This is a genomic window from Candidatus Pelagibacter ubique HIMB140 (assembly GCF_025558165.1).
GTDB lineage: Bacteria > Pseudomonadota > Alphaproteobacteria > Pelagibacterales > Pelagibacteraceae > Pelagibacter > Pelagibacter ubique_T.
Genome location: NZ_LAMZ01000001.1, coordinates 1137936 through 1162045 on the forward strand (window position 1 = coordinate 1137936; position 24110 = coordinate 1162045).

The following is a 24110-nucleotide window of genomic DNA, read 5'->3' on the forward strand; positions in this document are numbered from 1 at the left end:
TTTAGATTGAGAAAAAATAACAAAACAGCTTTGATTACAGGATCTAATAGAGGTTTAGGTTTAAAATTATTGCAAATACTTTCTGAAAATGGCTACGATATTATCGCTTGTACAAGATCTAAAAGCCCATCTTTTTTGAAAATAATAGACGAAGTTTCAAAAAAAAATAACAATAAAATTTATAATTTAAATTTTGATTTATTAAACCATAGTGATACTGAAAGTTCTCTTACACAATTTTTAAATAATTATAAAGATAACGTTGATCTTTTAATAAATAATGCCGGTATATTAAAAAATTCTTTAATGCTTATGACAAGTATAAAAGAAGTTGAAGATATATTTAAAGTTAATGTAATTTCTACAATATTAGTAACCCAAATAGTTGTAAAAAAAATGATAAAATATAAAAAAGGAAATATCTTAAATATTTCATCTATATCTGCTAAAGAAAATAATTTTGGAAGAAGTATTTATTCTTCATCAAAGTCTGCGATTGAGTCTATCACGAAATCTTTATCTAAAGAACTTTCTAGATTTAATGTGAGAGTAAATTGTATAGCGCCAGGTTTAATTGACAGCGAGATGCTCAAAAAAAACACAACAGAGGAAAATATTAATAAAGTAATTAGAAGGATTGCATCTCAAAGATTGGGTACATTTGAAGATATATCTAAATTAATATTATTTTTAGCTTCCGAGGATTCAAATTACATTAATGGACAAATAATAAGTATCGATGGCGGTATTTATGCAGATTGATACTCAATCAAAAGAAAAAGTAGAGCTTTTATCTAACAAAATTAGAAAGAAAATTTTGTTAATGGCCTATTCTGCTGGTGAGTCAAGTGCACATATTGGAGGTGCCTTATCCACTGTAGATATAGTTTCGACTTTATATCAGTTGGTCTTCAATATAGGCAAAGATAGATTTATTTTAAGCAAAGGTCATGGATGCTTAACATATTACGCTATACTTAATCACCTAGGTTTTATTTCTGATGAAGAATTATTAACATTTGAAAAGAATGGATCTATCTTACTTGGTCACCCAGTAAAAAATAAAGATAAAGGTATTGAGTTTTCTAATGGTAGTCTTGGAATGGGATTATCTATTGGAGTTGGTTTAGCACTTGGATACAAGAGACAAAAAAAAGAAAACAAGGTGTATGTTGTATTAGGTGATGGGGAATGCAATGAAGGAGCGGTATGGGAAAGTTTCATGTGTGCAAACAAATTTAATTTAGACAATTTATACGTTTTTGTAGATAATAATAAATACCAACAAACAGGATCTAACGAAGAGATTTTAGTAAATAATAATTTATCTGAAAAACTGAAAACTTTTGGATGGAATTCTAACAATATAAATGGACATGATGTTAATCAAATTAATAAATTTTTAACTGACAAAGTTGAAAATAAAAAACCAAATATCGCTATATGTGAAACAGTTAAAGGAAAAGGGATTTCATTTTTTGAAAATAATAATAACTGGCACCATTCTGTTTTGACAAAAAAAAATTATGAATTAGCTCTGGAAGAACTTGATGACTAAACTTGATGCTAACAAAATAAAACTTTATTCTCAGATCGGTACTAGAGCAACTTTTGGGCTCGCGTGTATTGAATTGTTAAAGTCTTATGAAAACTTGATGATATGTACTGCTGATGTTTCTACTTCAGCAGGACTAGATAGATTTAGAAAAAAATTTCCTAACAATTATGTAGATGTTGGTATAGCTGAGCAAAATTTAATTGGAGTGGCAACAGGATTGTCAGATTTAGATTTCAAAGTAATAACAACAACTTTTTCACCTTTTCAAACTTTAAGGTGTTTAGAACAAATTAAAGTTAATTTAGGATATATGAAAAATAAAATAATTATGGTTGGTCTTGCAAGTGGATTAGTGCTTGGACCATTAGGTTTTACTCATGCCTCGATTGAAGATGTTGGGGTTTTGAGATCAATACCAAATATAAATATAATTTGTCCATCTGATAGTGGAGAATTAATCAAGTCTCTTGAAGAGTCTCTTTTAAGCAAGAATTCAACTTATATCCGTCTAACAGGTGGCTCTAATAACAAAATAATAAATGATAATGATTATAAATTTGAAATCGGGAAATCTATTGAATTACTAAAAGGTAACAAAGTATGCATTATTTCTAATGGCCAAATAATATCAGAATGTCTAGATGCAGCAAAGAAATTAAACGAAGATGGAATCTCTACATCTGTCATAAATATGCACACAATAAAGCCAATCGATGAAAAAAAAATAATAGAAATTGCTAAAAAATATGAATTAGTTGTTACTGTTGAAGAGCACAATATTATTGGAGGATTAGGCTCAGCAGTAGCCGAACTTCTTGCGAGACTCAAAAATACTCCACCTCAGGTATTCATAGGAATAAATGACTATTATGAAAAAGGTGGAAATTACTTTTATTTAAAAAATAAGTACAGTATAAGCTCCGATAAAATATTCGAAAAAATAATTAACACTTATGAGCAATTTAAAAAAATATAATCAATCTTTTACTGACACTTTCTCTTTAAATGATGAAAAAAAATTAAACGATCTAAAGTACAATGAAATTGACGAGTGGGATTCGATCGGTCATATGACACTCATAGCTGCTCTTGAGGAAAGTTTTAAAATAAGTTTTGAAACTGACGATATTGTAGATTTTTCCTCATATAGTAAGGGAAAAGAAATTTTGCTTAAATACAAAGTGAAAATAGAAGATTAATTTTTAGTAAAATTTCGAAATTAAAGTTTGCACAACGCACATTTCTCTTTTTTCCTGTGTAAAAATTTTTGTTCTTCCATGCATAAATCTACGATTGTCAATCATACAAAAATCACCCTTTCTCCATTTAATTTTGTAAGTGAGTTCAGTTGTAAGGTTTTTAATTTCATCCACAATTGTTTTGGGAATTAATTTACCATTACTCATTTTGAAATCTAATATTTGAGGTTCATCTCCATAAATAGCTGGAAGTAAGTGGTTACAAAATGTTAGGTTCTGAGATTTACTACTTGAATTAATAGCATATCTACTAAAATTTGTTTTTATGAAAGAGTCTTTCAAACTAATTTTGGTTTCAGAGGTACCTACAAAAGGTAAAAGCCACGGTTTTAATTTAATTTTTTTTTTTATATTAATTTTTACTTTTTTTTGGTTTTCAGTCTTTTTGTATGGAATCAGTAATTTATATTTTATTTGATTAGCTAAAAAAAATTTTTTTGTAGATAGTTTTAAATTGTCATAAACTTTAATTCCATCAACTACAGTTGTAAAACCACTTTTAATTGAAGGGATAGAGCAATAAAACCAAATTATCTCTGGCCATGAAGGTGAAAAACTAGCTTCGGAGTGAAGTGGAATTTCTTCATTTCCTAAATCTACACTCATAATCTTGCTATTATTAAACTTTACTTTTCTTCGTCCAGCGTCATTTGCATATTTTAATGTGTAAGCATCAGTAAATTTAAAAAAATCAGTATTATTAATTTTGAAATTTTTAAAATATATAAATCCATATTTATAGAAAGTTTCAGCAATTATCTTTTTAGACAACTTTTTGATACCATCAGAATTTTTATTTTTCTCAATAATTAAGCCATCATTAAAAAATTTATTAGAAATAGAATATTGTTTCATATTTTCCTGGCAGGATTACCAAATACTTTTGTATTTTTATTTACATTTTTTATAACAACTGACCCTATGCCAACAAAACAATTATCACCTAAATTTACATTGTTAATAATGTTTGAACCTGGAGATAGCCATACATTATGACCAATCTTAGAACTACCACCTATTTGGCAACAAGCTGTTATAGTACAATTTTTTCCAATACTAACATTATGAGCTATTTGAACAAAAGCATCTATCTTTGTATTTTTTTCAATTATAGTAGATCCAAAATTCGCTCTTGATATTGAAGTGTTCACACCAACTTCAACATTATCTTGAATAATAGTGTTTCCAAAGAATGGAAAATTATAAGTTTTATTTTTATCTCTTTCAAAGGCAAATCCATCAACACCTATTTTCGATCCTTCCTTAATTCTACAGTTTTTTCCGATAATTGTGTTGTTTTCAATAATTACATTATTTTCAATAGTTGTTTTTGCACCAATTATAACATTTTTGCCTATAATTGCTGAAGTTGCAATTTTAGCTGAATTTGAAATTTTTCCAATTATAGGTGCAGTTTCAATTAAATCATTTTTGTAAATATAATTTAAAATTTTACAAAACATTAGTCTTGGATTTTTAGAGAAGATTATATTTTTAGATTTTTTTTTATCTTCAATGTTAGTTAAAATAATAGCTTTTTGATTTTTAATTATATCTAAAGAAAATTTTTTTTTTGACACAAAAACTAAACTATTATCTGTATTTTTTTTAACTGTTCCAATGCTTGATATTAATATATTTTTTTTTTTAAAAAATTTGTTTAAATTTAAGTTTTTCTTTAATTTGATAATATCAAACATTGTTTTTTTTATTTTTTAGAGAATTCAAAATAATAAAGTACATTATTATACATAAAAATATTAAATATAAATGATATTTAAGCTCAATAAAATATCCTAAGACAACCGGAAAAAAACTTAAACAAATATATACTATTAATACATGATTAGGTCTAAAGTTTCTCATTATATAATGATGCAGATGTTCCTTATCAGCATCAAAAGGATTTTTTTTAGATGCAATTCTAATTACAAAAAGTCTTAACATATCAATTCCTGGAATTAAAAAAATTAAAAAAATGTTTTCAACAGATTTTATAGTTCCTTCATGGTAACTATTTATGATTAGTATTGAAACAAACAAACCAATGCAAGCAGACCCACTATTTCCAATAAAAGATATATTTTTTAAGTTGACTAATAATAAAATAAATAAAACTACCAGAACTATTAAGTAAAAAGAATTTTCAAAAATATTTTGGTTTATTATTAATAAATACCAAATTATAAGATGTGATATTGATATACCATTATATCCATCAATTAAATTTATAGCATTAGATAATAAAAGAACACACAGTATACTAAAAAATATACTACCCTGGTTTAAATCTACGGATTTATTAACAAAACTAAAATAAAGTTTATCTATAGAAAAATCGTTATTTATCGTAAACAAGAAAAATAAAACAACAGCGGTACTTATGAGGCGAAAGTTAGGTGATATATTTTTATAATCATCTAGAACATTTAAAGAAAAAACATAGATTAATGTAAATATACTTAGATAAGTAAATTTATTAGACCACTTATCATTAAAATTTTCAAATAAAAAAAAGTTCAAGCAGATGAAAAAGATAATAAACCCTGCTAGCTTTGACGTTGGTGATTTATGAATTTTTCTAGCATTGTCAGGATAATCATAGTAATTAATATATTTAGTAATTTGATTAATAAATATAAAAAAAAATATAATCAGAACAAAAATTAAATAATTAACTACATTCATATGTATAAAATCAATTCAAATTTTGATTTATTAAAGTACATAAAATATTCTGTATTTTTAATACCTTTTTTTTTAATTTCAGGACCTTTTCTAGCAGAAATAACAATTTTTTTGTGTTGTTTATATTATATTTCAGTAGTTTTAAAAAAAAAGAAAATTAATTTTTATAACAATAAATTTAACTTTGGTTTTTTTATATTTTTTATTTCAATAATCATATCTTCTTTGTTTTCAAAGGAATTTGAAACCTCAATTTTAAAATCTCTTTTCTATTTTAGATTTTTTTTATTTTTTTATTTTGTAAATACATTTTTTAATGACAACGATTATAGAATTTTTAATTTATCAGTAGTATTGGCTGTTGTATTTGTTGTATCAGATATCTTTGTACAATTTATATTTGGAAAAGATATTTTTGGATACGAACCAGGAATGAATGGACTAAGATATCAAGGACCATTTGGAGACGAATGGGTATCAGGAAGTTATTTAAAAAACTTTGGAATAATTTCTGTAGCTTTTCTTTTTTATTATTTCAAAAAAAATCAAATAAAAATTTCAAACCTTTTAATTATTTTTTCTTTAATAGCAATTTTGCTATCTGGTGAAAAAATGGCTCTAATTTTATTTATTTTATTTATTGTTATGTTTTTTTTTGTCAATAAAAGTTTTGTTTCTCTGAGTATTTATTTATCATTATTTGTAATTGTAAGTACCATGATTTTTTTAAAAGATGTTAACTTTGATTCTAAAACTAGCAAGATAGATAAACTTGTTTATAGGTATAATCAGCAATTTCTTTCTGTAATTGGAGTTAGTAATAAATCAAATAAAGTAATTTTTGATACTATTCATGGAGTGCATTTTTTAACAGGTTACGAAATTTTTAAAAAATATAAATTTTTTGGTAGTGGAATAAAAACATATAGAATTGAATGTAGTAATATAAAACCAGAAACAATCGAAAAATATGGAGTTAGTAAAGGTAGAGCAATTGACAACAGATGTACATCACACCCACATAATTTCTTAATAGAAATTTTATCAGAAACAGGAGCAATAGGATTATTTGGCTATTTAATTTTTTTATTTACTATTTTAAAAAATTTTAATTGGAATTTTACAAATAATTCAACCTATAATATTCCTTATTTTTTTTCTTTTATTTTTTTTATTTTCCCTTTTGCAACAAGTGGAAGTTTTTTTAATAATTACAACTCTATTATTTTTTGGATAATTTTATCCTTTATGTTTTTAAAAAACAAAAAAATTAATTTTTAATTTTTTTTTCAATATAAACATAAAAATGAGAAGAAAACTTTCCCATTAATAAACCTGTATAGTTTATTGAATAATTAAAATTATTAGTGATTCTTAACTTTTTAATAATTAAATTAAAATCATTGACCGAATTAAATGTCAGTGTTTTTTCACTTTTAAAAATATTATAGTTTAAAAATACTAAAATTTTATATATCAATTTAGATGGTAAGTAGCCAAGCAAAGGAATATTGCTGTGATGTTCAATAGGAAAGTATCTATTAGGTACAGTTATAAAAACTTTTTTACTAATTCTTAAAAGTTCAGATAAATAAAATTTTTTTTTTTCAAAATTACCAAGATGCTCAAATACTGCATGCGATATCGAGATTGAAAAGTAGTTGTCTTTATAAGGCAATTTTGTATTTGGTTTAATTCTTTTATATTTTAAACCTTTTAGTTTGCTCTTCACCTCTAATTCGTCATCTAAACCACACCCATGAAGAGATTTATATTTTTTTTTTATAAAATATTTAACAAAAGGGTTTGAGTCAGAGTTTTCACTACTTGAAACTCCAAAGTCTAATATCTTATCTTTTTTGTTATTGTTTTTATAAAACATTAGTTTTATTAATAACTTAATTATATTTGAACGAGCTTTATTGGAAAAAAATAGTGCAATATTATTTTTGTTATATTTTTGAAAAAATTTATCCCAATTATCTATTTTTTGGCTTTTTTTCATGATCGATTTTATAATTTACAGCTTTTTAAACATAAAATTGTTTATTCCAAATATATCAGAATTAATAGCTTTTTTTGGTTTATTACAGTTTTTAACAATTTCTTTGATCATAGGAATTAAAATTAATCCTAAAAGTAATTTTTTATCAGTAAGCTTTTTTACTGGATATGGTTTTATATATTTTGTTACAGTTTTTTTTTATGTCTTTTTCTCTATTGAAGTAAACAAGATATATTATTTAATTATAATTGGCTGCCTATTCATTTTAATTAAAAATAAAGAGTTATACTTATTAAAACTAAATTATATTATTTCTATAATATTTAAAAATAAAATAATACTTTTAGCTCTTTTACCTTTAATATTGATATTGTTCAATTCAAAAGCCTTAGGTTGGGATGTATTTTCTCATTGGTTGCCTTTAGCAAATGCATTAAATTTATCTAGTGAGTTTTTATTGAGAGGTCACGCAACTAATTATCCATTTGCTAGCTCAATAGTTCTAGTCTTTTCTTCAATTTATAATTCAAACATACAAGAAAATATTTCAGCACTTTTCTCAATATTACAATTAATTTTTATTCTTGAAATAATTTTTTTTGTAATAAAAAAAAAATACTTAATTAAAAATGATTTATTTATTAAAACTATCTTAGTTCTAATAATTTTTTTTAATCCTCTGCATATGAATAAATTTGTGTTTACTTCGTATGTTGACTTTGACTCAAGTGTTGCAATTTTTTATTTTGTTTTCTTGCTATATTTGTTCAAATTAAAACCTCGACAAAAAGAAACTCTTTTACAGCTATCTTTCTTAGGATGTTTAGTTGTTGGACTTAAAAACACTGGAATTATTTTAATATTTTTTTCAATGCTAAGCTTTGTGATTATTTTATCTTATGAAAATTTAATAATTAATATTAAAAAATATTTTATACCATTATTAATTTTATCAACCCTAATATTATTTTGTTGGACTACTTGGCAGTATTTATTATTTAGTAATAATATGAGTGAGAAATTTATTGTTTATGATTATTTAAGAAAAGATTTAATAGGACCTTTTTTTAACAGTGTTATTTTTCAAATCAATGAAAGAAAATTATTTTACTTTTTTTCTTTTTTTGTAATTTTTTTAAATTTTTTTAAAAATAGAATTTTCAATTCTGATAAACAAATTAATTTTTTTATATCTATCTATAGTATGTTTTTCGTGTTTTGGACATCGTTTGTGATATTTACATATATATTTCATTTTAATTCAGGCATTTTAGATAATGCTACAAGTTTCTGGAGATATAATTTTCAAACATCAATTATTTTACTCTTTATTTTTTGTTATATGTTTTTCTTTTTTTTAGAAAGAATTAAATTTTTAAATTTTGGAAAAGTCACAAATTTAATTATCTTACTCATCATTTTTTTACCAATTGTTTTTATGTATAAATTTAGACGAGATTTAGAACCAAAATATTTAACTATTAATGAATTTCAAAATTTTAAAAATAAAATTAATAGTGCTTTAGTTATTTCAGAGGATTCAGCCTATAATGCAATACGTTTAAATTATTATCTTAATAATGATTATAGAAAATCAATAGTAGATAGTATAGAAATTTCAAATTTAGATAAAATAAATAATTCTCTTTATTTAAAAAATAAAAATAACTATGACTTGGTAATTTTGTTGGATCAAAGTGATTTATTAAATTTTAAAAAAAAAACATATTATAAAAAATGAGACTGATAATTCAAATTCCATGCTTTAATGAGGAGAAGGATATTCTTAAAACATTAAATGGATTACCTAACTCGATCAAAGGAATAAATGAGATAGAAGTTTTAATTATTAATGATGGTAGCGAAGACAACACTCTTAAAGAAATAAATAAATATGAAGGTTTTAAAGTAAACATTTTGAATATACCAGTTAGAAGAGGTTTATCCAATGCCTTCATAAATGGAATAAACAGATCTTTAGAATTAGGGGCTGATATAATTGTAAATACTGATGCAGATAATCAGTACAATTCAGGTAACATTCAAAATTTAATTGATCCTATTTTGAATAAAGAAACCGACATTGTTATTGGATCAAGGGATTTTAAAAAAATAAAAAGTTTTTCAAAATCAAAGATTTTTTTTCAAAAGTTAGGTAGTAAAGTTATATCATTAATATCAGGAACAAATGTGGATGATGCAACTAGTGGGTTTCGAGCATTTTCAAGAGAAGCAGCCAGATCATTAAATGTTTTTAATAATTTCACTTATACGCATGAAACAATACTTCAAGCAAGTTATAATAATTTTAAAATTAAATCAGTTTCAATTGATTCAAATATAGTTGAACGACCTTCAAGATTATTTAAATCTAATTTTGAATATATCATAAAATCTTCATTGGTAATTTTAAGAGTCTTTATGATCTATAAACCTTTTACATTTTTTTTAATTTTATCTTTACCATTTTTATTAACAGGGTTAATTCTCGAAATTCAATGGATTTACGAATGGTTCAATGATCGTTCCTTAGGGTTAATTCCAAGGTTATTTTTAGGAGCAATTTTAATTACAATTGCAATATTATTAATAATAGCAGGAATATTTGCAGATTTAATATCAACAAATAGAAAAATGTTAGAAGAAATTAAAAAAAATTTAAATAAATAATTTGTGGAACATAAGTATTTAGTAAATAAAATATTTAAAGAAGTTATTAATCCTGGAAATTGCTTTCACTGTGGTTTGTGTCAAGGTTTATCAAAGAATCTTTTTAAGATGGTCAACTCATCAAACGGTCCAGTTCCAAAATTATCTAGAAAACCTACAAACAAAGACATACCAGATTTAAAAAAAATAATTATTTCTTGTCCAGGAAGAGGGATTCCCTATAATTGTTTATCTCATCATTTAGAAGGAAGAAAAAAAAATAAACTAATTGGAAATTATAATTCATTAAAAATTTGTAGTTCAAATTCAGATTTAATTAGAAAGAATGGAAGTTCTGGAGGAATTGTAAGATCGCTTCTAACAAGTTTGATTAAAACTAAAGAGGTTGATTATGTTTGCATTTTAGATGAAAAAAAAAATAATATTTTAAAATTTGATATTTTGGTTACCAAAAACTTAAGTAGAATAACTAATGTATCGCAAAGTATTTATCAAACTACCCCTCTTCTCCATAAGCTAAGAAAATTAAAAAAAAAAAACTCTTATTGTTTTGTTGGATTACCAGAACAAGTTGCATCATTACGTATTTTGAAAATTAAGTATCCCAAGGAATTTAAGCATATAAAATATTTAATAAGTATATATTCTGGAACAAATATGTATCCAGGTTCGATTGAGTTTTATTTAAGAGGAAATGATATTGATGGAATAAACCAAATAAAAAAAATTAATTGGCGATATGGTGAATGGCCAGGCATGCTGAGAATTATATTAAAAAATAATAAAGTTTTGAATTTGAAAAAATTTTATTATAATTATTTAATACCATTTTTTATTTCGAAAAGCTGTTTAATAACACCGGATTTTACTGGAGAGCTATCTGATATATCAGTAGGGGATGCATGGTCTCCAAATTTGGAAAAAAAGGGGCATGGATATTCTGTAGTTATATGTAGATCAAAAAAATTTGAAAGTTATTTAAAAAAATTAAGTATTGCAAAGATAATTGAAGTTAAAAGTGTAAATTTAAAAGAGGTAATAAAAATGCACTCACATATGATTGAGTTTAAAAAAGTTGGATCTTACTTAAGACTACAAAAGTTAAAAAAAAAAGGTCCAATTCCTCTTTATGATTTGAAACCATTAAAAATATCTTTTACTAGAAATTTAATAGAAATTTTGATTGGACTAATAATAAATATTTCATCAAAAACATATACAAAATATGCAATATCATTAATCAGCTCAAAAATTATGGGTTATTTATTTCAAGTTTTAAGAAGTTCATGGAAATATATTTCTAAACCCACAAAGAGGAAGGGTTTAGCTAATTTAAAATTAATAAAAATAGAAAATAAGAGAAGTAATGAGTTTAAAATTATATGAACAAAATTTATGATAATTTTTTAAATTATGCAGAAAATAATTTTAAGAGAAATCTAAGTTGGCTGGATAGGGATATTGATAGCCCAACTTACGGATCATTTGATAGAAATTATTGGCATTACAAAATAACTGATTTTAATTCAGATATTTTACAACAAGGTTTATACACTTTAATTTCGTTGTACAGAGACGATATTCCAAATGATTACAATAAATTAAGACTAAGAGAACTTATTTTAGCCTCTACCAAATATACAATAAACTCGTTTAAAAAAAAATTATTTTTCAATGAATATTATCCAAATGAAGATGGCTACCCACCTTTAGCTTTCATATCAAATCTTTTAGGGGATACTTTCAGTGAATTTCCAGAATTCTTAGATTCAGATGAAATTAGTAGCACATATAAAAAAATAAACTTATATTTATCAACATTAACAGAATTTAATGCTTCAAACCAATATGCAGTAGGCATATCAGGACTTAATAAATTTTTAAAATTTTACCCAGACTCAAAAACCAAAATAAATCTAAGTTTTCATATAAAAAATCTTTTAAACTTACAAAATAATTTTGAGGGTTGGTTTAATGAATATGATGGATTTGATTTAGGATATTTAAGTGTTACTTTAGAAGCATTATCCGATATTTATGAAAACGTTAAAGAGAATAGAATTAAATCATCAATAGATAAAATAATTGATTTTGTTTATAAAATTATAGACAAAAACGGTGAATTACCATTTACAATCAATAGTAGAAACACTGAATATTTTCTCCCATTTGGTCTAGTCAAAAATTTAAAAAGAAATTCAAAATGTGGATCAATATTATATTTATTATTCAATAAAATGAACTCAAGGCTACATTTTATAAAAGGAAATGATGATCGATATCATAGTCATTATATATTTGCCAGCATTTTAAAAAGTTTACCATATCTTAAAGAAGCTAATATTTTTTCACAACATAATTTCACTGAATGTGTAGAATTCGCTAGCGCAGGATTATTAAAAAAATATCTTAAAAAGTTTGACGTCACTGTGTTTATTGGTCTTAAAAAAGGCGGTATAATTAGAATACATGATCATAAAAATAAAAAAATATTAATTCAAAATGGATTTAGAGCATTAAAAAATAAAAAAATTTTAACAAACAATTTTCAAAACAAAAATTGGAAATTTGAAATTAAGGACGATTTAATATCTTGTGAAGGATATTTTATAAAAACAAATTTTGTTGTTTCCACTCCTATAAAACATTTTATTTTAAGAATATTTTCATTTTTATTTGGAAAAAAAATTATCAAATTTTTAAAAAACTTTATGATATTTAACAAAATTTCAAAAAAGCATTTTTTCAAAAGAAAAATAATGATAAAAAATACTTTAATTGTTAGGGATTATTTTAAAGGCTTTAGAGGATATAAATTAAAAATTAATCCAAAACAAAATCTTAGACATGTCGCTAGTGCTGATATATTTAGTGAAGAGGATTTTTCTGAAGATATAATTAAATTAAATATTAAATCAATTCAGAAAGATGCATTCGAAATTACAAATGAACTTAAGTTCAATTAAAGTTTTGGTCCATCCAATTATGAACAATAGATATCATTATAATTCTTTTAATTGATAGAAACTCTCCTTTTTCTAAATTAAATTTACAGTGTTTTATGAATTCTTCATTAAAAAAACCATATTTTTCATGATATTTTTTATCTAAATATTTTTTTGCAAGATTTGATAAGCTATCTTTGTATTTTTTATTTATGGAGACATAAAAAGCTTTCTTTGGATTTATATGATCTTTAAAATCTGATTTTTTTAATACATCTCTATAAATAATTTTGGATGAGTTGTTGTTTGTTAGTAGGTTTTCTGGAATATTTAAAATTAAATTTAAGATTCTTTTATCTAAAAACGGCACTCTTGTTTCTAGGCCATGTGCCATACTTAATTGATCTGATTTAGTGCAAATTTGATTTGGTAACCAGGTATTTATCATTTTTTTTTGTAAATATTTAAATTCTAAACTTTCAATCTCATCTTTAAATGTATCCTTCAAATTTGTAAATTTGTTCATTTCAAAATTATTTAGTAAAGCAGTTGAGTTTACATAAGTTTTTCTAAAATCATTAAAATTTTCAATTAAATTTATCGTTCTTTCTTTTCCTAATTCTCCTAAGTTTTCATCATAATTGAAAAAATAATTTAAGATATTTATAGGTAGATATTTGATTACTCTAGATATTATTCCTCTTAGTTTAATATTGTTTAATGTTTTTAATTTTTTTATGGAATTTAAATAAAAATATCCACCAAACATTTCATCAGCACCTTCTCCAGTTAATATTACTTTGTGATTTTTTGAGGCTATTTTGCATAATTCATTAATGGGAAAAATAAGAGAGTCTGCAATTGGGAAGTCAAACTTACTAACGATATTATCCAAATCATTAAAAAAAAATTTATCATCTAAAGATATAAAATTAGTATTAACATTATATTTTTTTGAAAGTTTTTTAATTTTGTCTGTTTCGTCATTTTCTTGTTTTGTTGAAAATGAATAACCTTCTATATTTTCGTATCCATTTTGTTTTGCGAAGTGTAATATACCAGCAGAGTCTACACCAGAAGATAAAAAAATACCTATAGGCACATCTGCTCTTAAATTTATTTTAATTGAATCATTAAAAATATCATAACATTCTTCTATCCATTCTTTAGAATTTATAACACTATTATATTTTTTATTCTCTAATTCGTAAAAATATCTTTTTTCTGATTTTTTTACATTATCCCAAATTAGTATTTCTCCTCTATTTAGTTTTTTAATTCCTTTAAATAAAACTTCACCACTTATAGAATACCTAAACTGAACTGTTTCAGCTAAAGCTTTAGTATTTAATTTTTTTTCAAATTTAGGATGAAGAGTGATAGATTTTGCAGAGGAGCTAAAGCAAATTTCATTATTAAAAATACTATAATATAGAGGTTTTATTCCAAACGGGTCATTACATAGTAAGAGTTTTTTTTGTTTAAAATCATAAATGGCTATTGAGAACATACCATTTAATTTGCTTACAAATTTTTCTCCGTAATAATCGTATAATGACAGAATTACTTCAGTATCACTCTGAGTCTTAAATTTATAACCTTTTTGCTGTAAATTTAATTTTAACTCCAAATAATTATAAATTTCACCATTAAATATTAAAGAAGCATTGTATGCTTTCATTGGTTGTTGCCCAGATTCTATATCGATAATCGATAGTCTACTGTGACAAAGATTGATTTCATTATCTAAAATTAAGTAGCCGTTCTCATCTGGCCCCCTGTATAAAATACTATTAAGTAATTTGTGAATTAAACTCTGAAAATTTTTTCCAGTGTATCCAGCAATTCCACACATTTTATCTACCAAGCTCCATGATATTGAAAATTTGAATTTATAATTGTGTAATTTTTAAAATATGTAACCTTAAGATTTTCTGGAGGAATAAAATTTGTACAAATTATTTTTTCATAAAAACAAACATCTTCAGTAGTTACCTTAATTTTTTTATTATTAACTGTGAGAATATAATCGTCATTTACAGCGGCTTGAAACACATTTGGCCAATTAGGATTATCAAAATTTTTATATATTTTGTTTAAGTTTAACAACAAAAATATTGAAGAAAATAATATTACTAGCACTTTTAAATTATTAAAAATTTTTTCTTCAAAACTATAATTTTTTAAATTTAATAAAAAAGGAAGTAAAATTGAAATTATTATGAAACTATAGCCATATCTAAAAACTGGAAATTGAAGAAACCAAATTAAAGTACAAAAAATAGAAATCATTAATAGACTTTTTTCTGTCCATTTAAATTTATTATTAAACAAAATTTTTTTATTTTTATTTAAATAAAGAAGTAAAAATATTAATATAAAGATATATATATAATTTTTTTCTACTATTCTCATAAAATGATTATTGATCCATACAGGCAACCAGTTGTTTATTTTATTATACTCTTCGTAGGTATATATTTGGTTTACATCGGTTCTTTTGACTCTATTGGGCCAATCTTTCGCCCAAGCCTGACCTTTCTGATAATTATAATATGTGTCGGTAATACTTTTTGTGTTTTTAGTACTCCAAGCAACTTGTTCTGAACAAGTGATTGTAACAGGATATTGTAAACAACCTGATATTAGAAAATTTCGAGAAAAAATTGATATTGAAATGATGAATATAATTGCAGCATAATAAAAAAGTTTTTTTTCAATTTTAAAATATTTAAAATTATTAATAAATAAAATAATTATTGGTAGCAAAGACAATACAAACTGAAGCTTATTGAATGTTGCTAACATTGAACATATAACAAGTAAAATAATTATTATATTATATTCAAAACTAAAATTTTCTTTATTTTTATAAAAAATAAACTCCAAAACATTTGACCAAACAAAAAATACAATAAGATTACTCATCATATCATTTCCAAAATCATTATATCTGTAAACTTTTATGCAAATGAAAATAAAAATAAAAAAATTAAATAAGTATACAAATGTATACTCTTTGAAATTTGTATGTTTCAGTAAATAAAAAAAATAATATAAAAATATACTTGTAAAAAATATTGGAGTTAAAGTTAAATAATTTTTTGGAAAATATAATGGTAAATTGTAGATTGCCATTGCATTTTGAATGATTGAAGAGTACCCAAATCTAAAGTGAATATTTGCAAGTCCAATTACAATTTTCTCTGAATTAATTATCCCAATATATGGTGCATGATATAATCCAAAATCAACGACATTTGTACTTTTAAAAAGTAAAATAAAAACTATTAATGAAATTAAACAGATGTATAAAAAATTTTGAACACTTTTATCTCTAAATATATAAAAGAATCCAATTATTGATGAAATTATCACAAATATTGAGGTAATAAAATAGTCAATGGGAAAGAAAAAATTTAAAAATATTGATATAAATGAAGATACTAATAAACCTAAAACAATAATAAATGGAAATTCTTTGAAATATAGTTTTCTATCAAAAGAATAGAAAAAAATTTTTCCAATACCAAATAATGAAAGACAATTAATAAAAGATGAAATTAAAATTTCCACAACAAAAAAATTTATTATCTGTAATAATACCTGTTTACAATGAAAAAAAAACAATTGATATAATTTTAAATAAAATAATTTCATTAAATATTAATAAAGAAATTATAATTGTAAACGATGGATCTACCGATGAAACAAAACAAAAATTACTGAAATTTAGAAAAAAAAAAATTATTAAAATTATTAATTTAAAAAAAAATTTTGGAAAAGGCTATGCAATCAGACGAGGAATTGAAGAAGTAAAAGGAGAATTGATTGTAATTCAGGATGCAGATTTAGAATATAATCCTGAAGATTATTATAAACTTATAAGATCTGTTAAATTGTATAAATCAAAATTTGTTATTGGGTCTAGAGTTTTAAGTAATAAAATTTATGAAAGACCAAATGGTTTTATTTCAGATTTACTTGTAATCATAAATAAGTTTTTTTCATTTGTAACATCTAAAATAGTAAAACAAAAAATCACTGATCCTCAAAGTTGTTATAAATTATTTACTTACGATTTGGCAAAAAAAATAATTTTAAAAGAGAATGGATTTAGCTTTTGTAATGAAATAATATTTGAAGTTAGAAAACTTGGTGTTAAAATCTATGAAGTTCCAATCTCATACAAAGGAAGATCTTACAATGAAGGTAAAAAAATAAACTTAAAACATGGATTGAAGATGTTATTTTATCTTATTAAAAATTATTTAAATTAATTGTCATTTTTATTATAATTCGTTCCAAGCTTTAAAAATTTTCCAGACTTAACAATACTACCTGGACCAATAATTGACTTTGCACCAATCCAAACTGAGTCACCTATTACAATATTTTCACTAATTAGATCAAAACTTTCCTTCTTAAAATCATGATTACCTGTACAAAAATATACGCCTTGAGATATACAGCAATTCTTACCAATTTTTACGTCGCTAATATTGTCTATCCAAACATTCTCACCAATCCATGAATTGTCATCAATTTTTAGTTTCCATGGAAATTTTATATTTACTTTAGGTTTCAAATAAACATTTTTTCCAATTTCCGATCCAAATAACTTTAATAAGAAAACTCGTAATTTAGAACTTGGTATAGAACTGTTAAGAAAAAAATTATTTAATATGAACCATACGGAATTAACAATAATATTTTTTTCTTTATATAAATTAGATTTTTTGAATTTGCTTAAATCGATCATCTTATAATTCATCTTCTGATTAATTTATATTAGTGAATTTAATTTGCAATTTTAATGATATTCATTATTAATGCTTAAATGTCTAAAAATATACTTATATGTGGAGCTGGTGGATTTATTGGTGGCCATCTTGTAAACCATTTTAGAAAAAATGGTAATGTTAATTTAATATGTGCAGATGTAAAACCTTTGGAATATTGGTTTCAATTGTTTGATGACACAAAAAATTTTTCTTTAGATTTAAAAGAATATGAAAATTGTTTAAAGGTTACAAAAAATATTGATTATGTTTTTAATATGGCATGCAATATGGGTGGAATGGGATTCATTGAAAACAATAAAGCTGAGTGCATGCTTTCTGTATTAATTAACACAAATTTGTTGCGAGCTTGTAAAGAAAACAGTAATAAAAAATATTTTTTCTCTTCAAGCGCATGTGTTTATAATGGGCAAAAACAAAAAAAAACCTTTGTTGACGGTCTTAAAGAATCTGATGCTTACCCAGCAGAACCAGAGGATGGTTATGGATGGGAAAAACTTTTTAGTGAGAGAATGTGCAGGCATTTTACTGAAGATTTTAAACTAGATACTAGAGTTGTAAGATACCACAATATTTACGGACCCCTAGGTACTTATGATGGTGGAAGAGAAAAAGCACCAGCAGCAATTTGTAGAAAAATAATTAATGCAAAATTAAATAAAGAGAATTCAATAGAAGTTTGGGGAGACGGGGAACAAACTAGAAGTTTTTTATACATTGATGATTGTATTGAGGGAACATTAAAAGTGTTTGAGAGTGATTTTGACGATGTTTTCAATGTTGGTAGTGATGAGCAAGTATCAATTAATCAGTTAATAAATATAATTGAGGATATTGCTGATTATAAAGTTAAAAAAAATTATGATTTAAGTAAACCAAAGGGAGTTAGAGGAAGATCAAGTGACAATGATTTTATTAAAAATAAATTGAATTGGTCACCAAGCATTAAATTAAAATCAGGTTTAGAAAAAACTTATGCTTGGATATATGATGAGATTAGTAGTGGGACAAATATTTCAAGATTTTCTAGATCTAATTTAAAATAACTGCTCAATGTCTTTAAAGTTGTCTGTTTTAATACCATGTTTTAACGAAATAAGAACTATTCAAGAAATACTTCAAAAAGTAAGGAATTATAAAGGTTTAGATATAGAGGTAATTGTTATTGATGATTTTTCAAATGACGGCACTAGAGAAAAATTGAATAATGAGCTTGCTTATTTAATTAACATAATAATATTAAACGATCAAAATTATGGAAAAGGGTATAGTTTAAGAAAAGGTATTGAAAAAGCAACTGGAGACATAATCTTATTTCAAGATGCTGATTTAGAATATGATCCAAGTGAATATGAAACATTATTAAAACCAATTATTGAAAACAGAGCAGATGTAGTTTTTGGCTCACGATTTGTTGGGTCTGGAGAAAAAAGAGTACTTTATTTTTGGCATAGAGTCGCAAATTTAATTTTAACTACATTATCAAATATGTTTTCAAATTTAAATTTAACAGATATGGAAAATGGGTATAAAATTTTCAAATCAGAAGTAATCAAAAAAATTCACTTAAAAGAAAATAGATTTGGGATAGAGCCAGAGTTGACAGCAAAAATCGCAAAGCAAAAAAATATTAGAATTTATGAAATAGGTGTTAAATATTTTGGAAGAACTTACAGTGAGGGTAAGAAAATTACCTGGAAAGATGCATTCCGTGCAATTTACTGTATTATTTGGTATAATTTTTTTGATTAATTTTTTGACTATTAAAGCAAAATAGATATAAAGGCTGTGCCTGGTGATTTTTGCGAAAGGGTTATACCCGATCCCATTCCGAACTCGGAAGTCAAGCCTTTCTGCGCCGATGGTACTTTATCTTAAGATATGGAAGAGTAGGACGTTGCCAGGCATAACCAAATGAAAAACTTCATTGTAGTAACTGGCGGGGCAGGATTTGTAGGGTCAAATCTTGTAGAGTTTTTATTAAAAAAAACCAAATATAGAATAATTAGTATTGATAATTATTCTTCAGGCTCAAAAAAAAATCATATAAACGATACAAGAGTAAAATATTTAATAGGTGATACATCCAATATTAAAAAGTTATTAAAAAAACACAAACATAAAATTAATTCAATTTTTCATTTTGGAGAGTTTTCAAGAATTTTTCAAAGTTTCAAAAAATTTGATGAGTGTTATCAATCAAATTCAATTGGTTCAAAAGCAGTATTTAAATTTTGTTTAGATAATAAAATAAAACTTATATATTCAGCAACTTCTGCAAGCTTAGGAAACAAAGGAAATGATAAAAATTTATCACCTTATGCTTTTACAAAATCCAAAAATTTAGAATTATTAGAAAATTTGAAAAAATGGTTTAACTTTAGATTTGAAGTTATTTTTTTTTATAATGTATATGGTCCAAGACAGATAAAAAAAGGTGACATGGCAACTGTAATTGGAATTTTTGAAGATCAGTTTTTAAAAAATAAACCACTCACAGTTGTTAAACCAGGAACACAAACAAGAAGATTTACACACATATATGACACTGTTGAGATATGTTATGAGGCTTTTAAGTCAAATAAATGTATGTATTACAGTATTAGTAATAAAAAATCCTACTCAATTTTGGAAGTGGCAAGATTATTCAATACAAGAATCAAGTTATTAAAACCAAGGTTGGGAGAAAGATATGCATCTGCTTTGACCAAAATATCATCAAAAAACAAAATAATTCAAAAATTTGGAAAAATACAATTGAAAGATTACATAAGTTACTTTATTAAACCAAATTAATTATGAAAATAAAAAGCTCATTAAAATCAATAAAAAAAAGAGATTTAAACTCTAAATTAGTAAGAAGAAGAGGAAGAGTTTACGTTATAAATAAAACAAACCCAAAATTTAAAGCAAGACAGAAATAATTTTATGGATAATGAAAACCATAAAAATACTTGGAACAGTTTTACTAAGTTTGTCCTATGGGGTACTGTAGCAGTAATTTCTGTTTTAGTTTTAATGGCAATATTTCTTTTATAACATTTATATTTTTTTTATGAACTTAGCTTCAATTTCTGAAAACCATAATGTCGAGAAGCGAATAGCTATTACTCCTGAAATTGCAAAAAAATATATTGGTTTAGGATTTAATTTAACTTTACAGAATAATTATGGGACACACTTAGGTTTTAGTGATGTAGACTATAAAAATTTAGGAGTTAATTTTTTAGATAATAAAGATGAAATAATTAAAAACTCTGAGATTGTTATTCAATTAGGATTACTAGATGAGCAGAAACTATTATTATTAAAAGAAAATCAAACTTTGATTGGTTCGTTAAATTCTTTTTTAAATAGAGAAAAATTAGAAAATTTAAAGTCTAAGAAAATAAATTGTTTTTCATTAGAGTTGTTGCCAAGAATAACAAGAGCACAATCAATGGATATTCTTTCATCACAAGCTAACTTAGCTGGTTACAAAGCAGTAGTTGAAGCTTTCCAAGTTTATGAGAGAGCAATACCAATGATGATGACTGCGGCTGGAACAATTCCGGCAGCAAAAGTATTAGTAGTTGGAGCAGGTGTTGCTGGACTGCAAGCTATTGCTACTGCTAAAAGAATGGGAGCAGTAGTATTTGCAACTGATGTAAGAATGGCATCTAAAGAACAAGTTGAAAGTTTAGGAGGTAAATTTTTAACTGTTGAAGGATCTGAGAATTTAGAAACTGAAGGCGGATATGCCAAAGAAGCTTCAGATGAATTTAAAAAAAAACAAGAAGAATTACTCTCAGAAACATTAAAAAAAATTGATATAATAATCTGTACTGCTTTAATTCCAGGAAGAGAAGCTCCAAAAATTATTAAAGAGGACATGTTCAAAAATTTACAACCAGGTTCAGTTATTTATGATTTAGCAGCCGTTCAAGGAGGAAATACAGTTTTTACTGAAGTTGATAAAATTGTCGAAAAAGATGGTGTAAAAATTTTAGGGGAGGCAAATATATTAAATAAATTGCCTGTATCAGCTTCTAATTTGTATGCTAAAAATGTATTTAATTTTATCTCTAATTTATATGATAAAGAAAATAAGAAATTAAATATTAATTTAGAGGATGAAATAATAGAGAAAACACTTATTAGATAGTAATATGGAAATAGATCCTTTTATATTTAGATTAAGTATATTTATATTATCAATATTTGTTGGATATTATGTGGTGTGGAGTGTAACCCCTTCATTACATACACCATTGATGTCAGTAACTAATGCAATCTCTTCAGTAATCATCGTTGGTGCAATCATTGCAGCTTTATCTGGAAGTGATGGAGTGGTGTTTTCATCGTCTAGTATTTATGGATTTTTAGCGATTATTTTAGCAGCTGTTAATATTTTTGGTGGGTTTTTAGTCACCCAAAGAATGCTTGCTATGTATAAAAAAAAGAAAAAGGATAAATAATAAATGTCTTCAAATTTATCTGCAATTTTGTATTTGATATCTGGTGTATTGTTTATATTAGCTTTAAGAGGGCTGTCCTCTCCTGAAACTTCAAGACAAGGAAATTTATTTGGAATAATCGGAATGGTTATCGCTGTAACAGTTACGTTTCTATCAGTTGGTAATTTTAGCTCTGGATTTATATATGTTCTAATATTTTTAGCTATCGGTGGAAGTATTGGAGCATTTATAGCATACCGTATACCGATGACTGCAATGCCAGAATTAGTAGCTGGCTTTCATAGTTTAGTTGGTTTAGCTGCAGTATTTGTTGCAATCTCTGCATTTATAAATCCGGCTGCATTCAATTTAGGTACCCCAGGAAATATTAAGCTTGCAAGTTTAATCGAAATGGCAATAGGAGCAGCTGTTGGTGCGATCACTTTTTCTGGTTCTGTTATAGCTTTTTTAAAATTACAAGGAATAATGTCAGGTGCACCTATAACTTTTAAAGGTCAGCACTTGTTTAATGCGTTATTGTTAATATTGATCGTAATATTAACAATTTATCTTTGTTCAACGCAATCATCTAATTTATTTTGGATATTAATTGCAGTTTCTTTTTTAATAGGGTTTTTAATAATTATTCCTATAGGTGGCGCAGATATGCCGGTTGTAATCTCGATGTTGAATTCTTACTCTGGTTGGGCTGCAGCAGGAATTGGATTTACTTTGGAAAACACAGCACTCATTATTACTGGTGCTTTAGTAGGATCATCAGGGGCTATCCTTTCGTACATAATGTGTAAGGGAATGAACAGATCATTTTTTAATGTTATATTGGGTGGCTTTGGTGCTGCCGATCAAGCAACTGGAGGTCAAAGTAAAGAACAAAGACCAGTAAAAAGTGGTAATGCAGATGATGCAGCTTTTTTAATGAAAAATGCTTCTTCAGTTATAATTGTTCCAGGATATGGTATGGCAGTAGCACAAGCACAGCACGCTTTAAGAGAAATGGTAGATACGTTAAAGAAAAATGATATTAAGGTTTCATACGCTATTCATCCAGTTGCAGGACGAATGCCTGGACATATGAATGTATTGTTGGCAGAAGCAAATGTGCCATATGATGAAGTATTTGAATTAGAGGAGATTAATAACGATTTTGCAAATGCAGATGTTGCATTTGTAATTGGTGCAAATGACGTTACTAATCCTGTAGCAAAAACAGATCCACAAAGTCCAATTTATGGAATGCCAGTTTTAGATGTAGAAAAATGTAAATCAGTATTATTTGTTAAAAGAAGTTTATCCCCTGGATATGCAGGAATTGATAATGATTTATTTTATAAAGAAAATACATTGATGTTATTTGCAGATGCAAAAAAAATGACTGAAGATATTACAAAGAATTTATAATCCTAATTTTTTAAAAGTTATTTTAAGGTGTTAAAATTTAATTGGTTGCGGGGGACGGATTTGAACCGCCGACCTTCAGGTTATGAGCCTGACGAGCTACCAGACTGCTCCACCCCGCGATATATTTAAATTCTATTTTTGAGTTTATTTAACTTTTTAACTCTTTTAATGTTTTCTTGAAGAATTCTTTTTTTCTTTTCAGATGGTTTTTCGTATGTATTTTTTAATTTAATTACTTTAAAGAAACCGTCTCTTTGCAGTTTTCTTTTTAATACTCTTAATGCTTGTTCAACATTATTATCTTTAACTTCTATTTTAATAACTACCT

General features: G+C 25.0%; 26 protein-coding genes, 1 tRNA gene and 1 rRNA gene. 19 read left to right on the plus strand and 9 right to left on the minus strand.

The window, feature by feature from the left end:
• The first annotated feature begins 6 nt into the window (after positions 1–6).
• Genes VP90_RS06115 through VP90_RS06130 form a run of 4 tightly spaced genes read left to right on the plus strand, consistent with a single transcriptional unit; the run spans position 7 to position 2757 of the window.
• On the plus strand, positions 7–762 hold the full coding sequence (locus VP90_RS06115) for an SDR family NAD(P)-dependent oxidoreductase (RefSeq protein ID WP_262590241.1): 756 nt from the start codon (positions 7–9) through the stop codon (positions 760–762).
• Positions 752–1558 (plus strand): transketolase, encoded by an 807-nt coding sequence (locus tag VP90_RS06120; RefSeq protein ID WP_262590242.1) that lies wholly within the window; start codon positions 752–754, stop codon positions 1556–1558. The genes VP90_RS06115 and VP90_RS06120 overlap by 11 nt, the downstream gene beginning before the upstream one ends.
• Positions 1551–2534 (plus strand): transketolase family protein, encoded by a 984-nt coding sequence (locus tag VP90_RS06125; RefSeq protein WP_262590243.1) that lies wholly within the window; start codon positions 1551–1553, stop codon positions 2532–2534. The genes VP90_RS06120 and VP90_RS06125 overlap by 8 nt, the downstream gene beginning before the upstream one ends.
• Positions 2512–2757, plus strand: coding sequence for an acyl carrier protein (locus tag VP90_RS06130; RefSeq protein WP_262590244.1), 246 nt, complete (start codon positions 2512–2514; stop codon positions 2755–2757). Before VP90_RS06125 ends, VP90_RS06130 begins: the two co-directional genes overlap by 23 nt.
• A 3-nt stretch (positions 2758–2760) precedes the next feature.
• On the opposite strand, the gene VP90_RS06135 is transcribed toward VP90_RS06130, so the two are convergent.
• From VP90_RS06135 to VP90_RS06145, 3 genes are read right to left on the minus strand one after another with little or no spacing between them, the layout of a single operon-like run.
• A complete protein-coding gene (locus tag VP90_RS06135) occupies positions 2761–3672 on the minus strand; it encodes a TauD/TfdA family dioxygenase (protein WP_262590245.1) in 912 nt (303 codons plus the stop codon).
• Positions 3669–4517 carry a hypothetical protein gene (locus VP90_RS06140; RefSeq protein WP_262590246.1) on the minus strand — a complete coding sequence of 283 codons (849 nt, stop codon included), beginning with the start codon at positions 4515–4517 and terminating at the stop codon, positions 3669–3671. Before VP90_RS06140 ends, VP90_RS06135 begins: the two co-directional genes overlap by 4 nt.
• Positions 4510–5505, minus strand: a complete 996-nt coding sequence (locus tag VP90_RS06145; RefSeq protein WP_262590247.1) for a hypothetical protein — start codon at positions 5503–5505, stop codon at positions 4510–4512. Before VP90_RS06145 ends, VP90_RS06140 begins: the two co-directional genes overlap by 8 nt.
• Here VP90_RS06145 and VP90_RS06150 point away from each other — a divergent pair, their 5' ends adjacent.
• The gene (locus VP90_RS06150; protein WP_262590248.1) at positions 5506–6786 is read left to right on the plus strand and encodes an O-antigen ligase family protein; all 1281 of its coding nucleotides are present in this window, start codon (positions 5506–5508) and stop codon (positions 6784–6786) included.
• On the opposite strand, the gene VP90_RS06155 is transcribed toward VP90_RS06150, so the two are convergent.
• Positions 6776–7510: a class I SAM-dependent methyltransferase gene (locus VP90_RS06155; RefSeq protein WP_262590249.1), complete on the minus strand. Its 735-nt coding sequence runs from the start codon at positions 7508–7510 to the stop codon at positions 6776–6778. The two genes, VP90_RS06150 and VP90_RS06155, sit on opposite strands and share 11 nt — an antisense overlap.
• Between VP90_RS06155 and VP90_RS06160 the strand changes: the two genes are divergently transcribed.
• Genes VP90_RS06160 through VP90_RS06175 form a run of 4 tightly spaced genes read left to right on the plus strand, consistent with a single transcriptional unit; the run spans position 7509 to position 13146 of the window.
• A complete protein-coding gene (locus VP90_RS06160) occupies positions 7509–9251 on the plus strand; it encodes a hypothetical protein (RefSeq protein ID WP_262590250.1) in 1743 nt (580 codons plus the stop codon). The genes VP90_RS06155 and VP90_RS06160 overlap by 2 nt on opposite strands.
• Positions 9248–10180: a glycosyltransferase family 2 protein gene (locus tag VP90_RS06165; protein ID WP_262590251.1), complete on the plus strand. Its 933-nt coding sequence runs from the start codon at positions 9248–9250 to the stop codon at positions 10178–10180. Before VP90_RS06160 ends, VP90_RS06165 begins: the two co-directional genes overlap by 4 nt.
• A gap of 3 nt (positions 10181–10183) precedes the next feature.
• Positions 10184–11566 (plus strand): Coenzyme F420 hydrogenase/dehydrogenase, beta subunit C-terminal domain, encoded by a 1383-nt coding sequence (locus VP90_RS06170; protein WP_262590252.1) that lies wholly within the window; start codon positions 10184–10186, stop codon positions 11564–11566.
• Entirely contained in the window at positions 11563–13146 is a 1584-nt protein-coding gene (locus VP90_RS06175; RefSeq protein ID WP_262590253.1) for a hypothetical protein, read from the plus strand. Before VP90_RS06170 ends, VP90_RS06175 begins: the two co-directional genes overlap by 4 nt.
• Here VP90_RS06175 and asnB read toward each other — a convergent pair.
• Both asnB and VP90_RS06185 read right to left on the minus strand, forming a co-directional pair.
• On the minus strand, positions 13139–14980 hold the full coding sequence (gene asnB / locus VP90_RS06180) for an asparagine synthase (glutamine-hydrolyzing) (protein WP_262590254.1): 1842 nt from the start codon (positions 14978–14980) through the stop codon (positions 13139–13141). The two genes, VP90_RS06175 and asnB, sit on opposite strands and share 8 nt — an antisense overlap.
• A 5-nt stretch (positions 14981–14985) precedes the next feature.
• Entirely contained in the window at positions 14986–16701 is a 1716-nt protein-coding gene (locus VP90_RS06185; RefSeq protein ID WP_262590255.1) for an LIC_10190 family membrane protein, read from the minus strand.
• Here VP90_RS06185 and VP90_RS06190 point away from each other — a divergent pair.
• On the plus strand, positions 16683–17405 hold the full coding sequence (locus tag VP90_RS06190; RefSeq protein WP_262590256.1) for a glycosyltransferase family 2 protein: 723 nt from the start codon (positions 16683–16685) through the stop codon (positions 17403–17405). The genes VP90_RS06185 and VP90_RS06190 overlap by 19 nt on opposite strands.
• On the opposite strand, the gene VP90_RS06195 is transcribed toward VP90_RS06190, so the two are convergent.
• Positions 17402–17887: a hypothetical protein gene (locus VP90_RS06195; protein WP_262590257.1), complete on the minus strand. Its 486-nt coding sequence runs from the start codon at positions 17885–17887 to the stop codon at positions 17402–17404. The genes VP90_RS06190 and VP90_RS06195 overlap by 4 nt on opposite strands.
• 78 nt (positions 17888–17965) lie before the next feature.
• Between VP90_RS06195 and VP90_RS06200 the strand changes: the two genes are divergently transcribed.
• The 9 genes from VP90_RS06200 to VP90_RS06240 all read left to right on the plus strand — a co-directional run bounded on the left by VP90_RS06200 (position 17966) and on the right by VP90_RS06240 (position 23782).
• Positions 17966–18973 carry an NAD-dependent epimerase/dehydratase family protein gene (locus VP90_RS06200; RefSeq protein WP_262590258.1) on the plus strand — a complete coding sequence of 336 codons (1008 nt, stop codon included), beginning with the start codon at positions 17966–17968 and terminating at the stop codon, positions 18971–18973.
• Positions 18974–18980: 7 nt separating this feature from the next.
• A complete protein-coding gene (locus VP90_RS06205; RefSeq protein WP_262590259.1) occupies positions 18981–19679 on the plus strand; it encodes a glycosyltransferase family 2 protein in 699 nt (232 codons plus the stop codon).
• A gap of 39 nt (positions 19680–19718) precedes the next feature.
• Positions 19719–19833, plus strand: a 5S ribosomal RNA gene (gene rrf / locus VP90_RS06210).
• A gap of 8 nt (positions 19834–19841) precedes the next feature.
• The gene (locus VP90_RS06215) at positions 19842–20723 is read left to right on the plus strand and encodes an NAD-dependent epimerase/dehydratase family protein (RefSeq protein WP_262590260.1); all 882 of its coding nucleotides are present in this window, start codon (positions 19842–19844) and stop codon (positions 20721–20723) included.
• Positions 20724–20725: 2 nt separating this feature from the next.
• Positions 20726–20851, plus strand: a complete 126-nt coding sequence (gene ykgO, locus VP90_RS06220; protein WP_008545413.1) for a type B 50S ribosomal protein L36 — start codon at positions 20726–20728, stop codon at positions 20849–20851.
• Between the two features lie 4 nt (positions 20852–20855).
• A complete protein-coding gene (locus tag VP90_RS06225) occupies positions 20856–20966 on the plus strand; it encodes an aa3-type cytochrome c oxidase subunit IV (RefSeq protein ID WP_262590261.1) in 111 nt (36 codons plus the stop codon).
• A 16-nt stretch (positions 20967–20982) separates the two neighbouring features.
• Positions 20983–22071 (plus strand): NAD(P) transhydrogenase subunit alpha, encoded by a 1089-nt coding sequence (locus VP90_RS06230; protein ID WP_262590262.1) that lies wholly within the window; start codon positions 20983–20985, stop codon positions 22069–22071.
• 4 nt (positions 22072–22075) lie between these two features.
• Entirely contained in the window at positions 22076–22384 is a 309-nt protein-coding gene (locus VP90_RS06235; RefSeq protein ID WP_262590263.1) for a proton-translocating transhydrogenase family protein, read from the plus strand.
• 3 nt (positions 22385–22387) lie between these two features.
• The gene (locus VP90_RS06240) at positions 22388–23782 is read left to right on the plus strand and encodes an NAD(P)(+) transhydrogenase (Re/Si-specific) subunit beta (RefSeq protein ID WP_262590264.1); all 1395 of its coding nucleotides are present in this window, start codon (positions 22388–22390) and stop codon (positions 23780–23782) included.
• Between the two features lie 42 nt (positions 23783–23824).
• Here VP90_RS06240 and VP90_RS06245 read toward each other — a convergent pair.
• A tRNA-Met gene (locus VP90_RS06245) sits at positions 23825–23901 on the minus strand.
• A gap of 6 nt (positions 23902–23907) precedes the next feature.
• Positions 23908–24102: a 30S ribosomal protein S21 gene (rpsU, locus tag VP90_RS06250; RefSeq protein WP_075484443.1), complete on the minus strand. Its 195-nt coding sequence runs from the start codon at positions 24100–24102 to the stop codon at positions 23908–23910.
• Positions 24103–24110: the final 8 nt, after the last annotated feature.

Coding starts and splice junctions, on each gene's coding strand:
- VP90_RS06120 (WP_262590242.1), top strand. CDS start 752: ATGCAGATTGATACTCAATCAAAAGAAAAAGTAGAGCTTTTATCTAAC.
- VP90_RS06125 (WP_262590243.1), top strand. CDS start 1,551: ATGACTAAACTTGATGCTAACAAAATAAAACTTTATTCTCAGATCGGT.
- VP90_RS06130 (WP_262590244.1), top strand. CDS start 2,512: ATGAGCAATTTAAAAAAATATAATCAATCTTTTACTGACACTTTCTCT.
- VP90_RS06135 (WP_262590245.1), bottom strand. CDS start 3,672: ATGAAACAATATTCTATTTCTAATAAATTTTTTAATGATGGCTTAATT.
- VP90_RS06140 (WP_262590246.1), bottom strand. CDS start 4,517: ATGTTTGATATTATCAAATTAAAGAAAAACTTAAATTTAAACAAATTT.
- VP90_RS06145 (WP_262590247.1), bottom strand. CDS start 5,505: ATGAATGTAGTTAATTATTTAATTTTTGTTCTGATTATATTTTTTTTT.
- VP90_RS06150 (WP_262590248.1), top strand. CDS start 5,506: ATGTATAAAATCAATTCAAATTTTGATTTATTAAAGTACATAAAATAT.
- VP90_RS06160 (WP_262590250.1), top strand. CDS start 7,509: ATGATCGATTTTATAATTTACAGCTTTTTAAACATAAAATTGTTTATT.
- VP90_RS06155 (WP_262590249.1), bottom strand. CDS start 7,510: ATGAAAAAAAGCCAAAAAATAGATAATTGGGATAAATTTTTTCAAAAA.
- VP90_RS06165 (WP_262590251.1), top strand. CDS start 9,248: ATGAGACTGATAATTCAAATTCCATGCTTTAATGAGGAGAAGGATATT.
- VP90_RS06175 (WP_262590253.1), top strand. CDS start 11,563: ATGAACAAAATTTATGATAATTTTTTAAATTATGCAGAAAATAATTTT.
- asnB (WP_262590254.1), bottom strand. CDS start 14,980: ATGTGTGGAATTGCTGGATACACTGGAAAAAATTTTCAGAGTTTAATT.
- VP90_RS06190 (WP_262590256.1), top strand. CDS start 16,683: ATGAAATTAAAATTTCCACAACAAAAAAATTTATTATCTGTAATAATA.
- VP90_RS06195 (WP_262590257.1), bottom strand. CDS start 17,887: ATGATCGATTTAAGCAAATTCAAAAAATCTAATTTATATAAAGAAAAA.
- VP90_RS06200 (WP_262590258.1), top strand. CDS start 17,966: ATGTCTAAAAATATACTTATATGTGGAGCTGGTGGATTTATTGGTGGC.
- VP90_RS06205 (WP_262590259.1), top strand. CDS start 18,981: ATGTCTTTAAAGTTGTCTGTTTTAATACCATGTTTTAACGAAATAAGA.
- VP90_RS06215 (WP_262590260.1), top strand. CDS start 19,842: ATGAAAAACTTCATTGTAGTAACTGGCGGGGCAGGATTTGTAGGGTCA.
- ykgO (WP_008545413.1), top strand. CDS start 20,726: ATGAAAATAAAAAGCTCATTAAAATCAATAAAAAAAAGAGATTTAAAC.
- VP90_RS06225 (WP_262590261.1), top strand. CDS start 20,856: ATGGATAATGAAAACCATAAAAATACTTGGAACAGTTTTACTAAGTTT.
- VP90_RS06230 (WP_262590262.1), top strand. CDS start 20,983: ATGAACTTAGCTTCAATTTCTGAAAACCATAATGTCGAGAAGCGAATA.
- VP90_RS06235 (WP_262590263.1), top strand. CDS start 22,076: ATGGAAATAGATCCTTTTATATTTAGATTAAGTATATTTATATTATCA.
- VP90_RS06240 (WP_262590264.1), top strand. CDS start 22,388: ATGTCTTCAAATTTATCTGCAATTTTGTATTTGATATCTGGTGTATTG.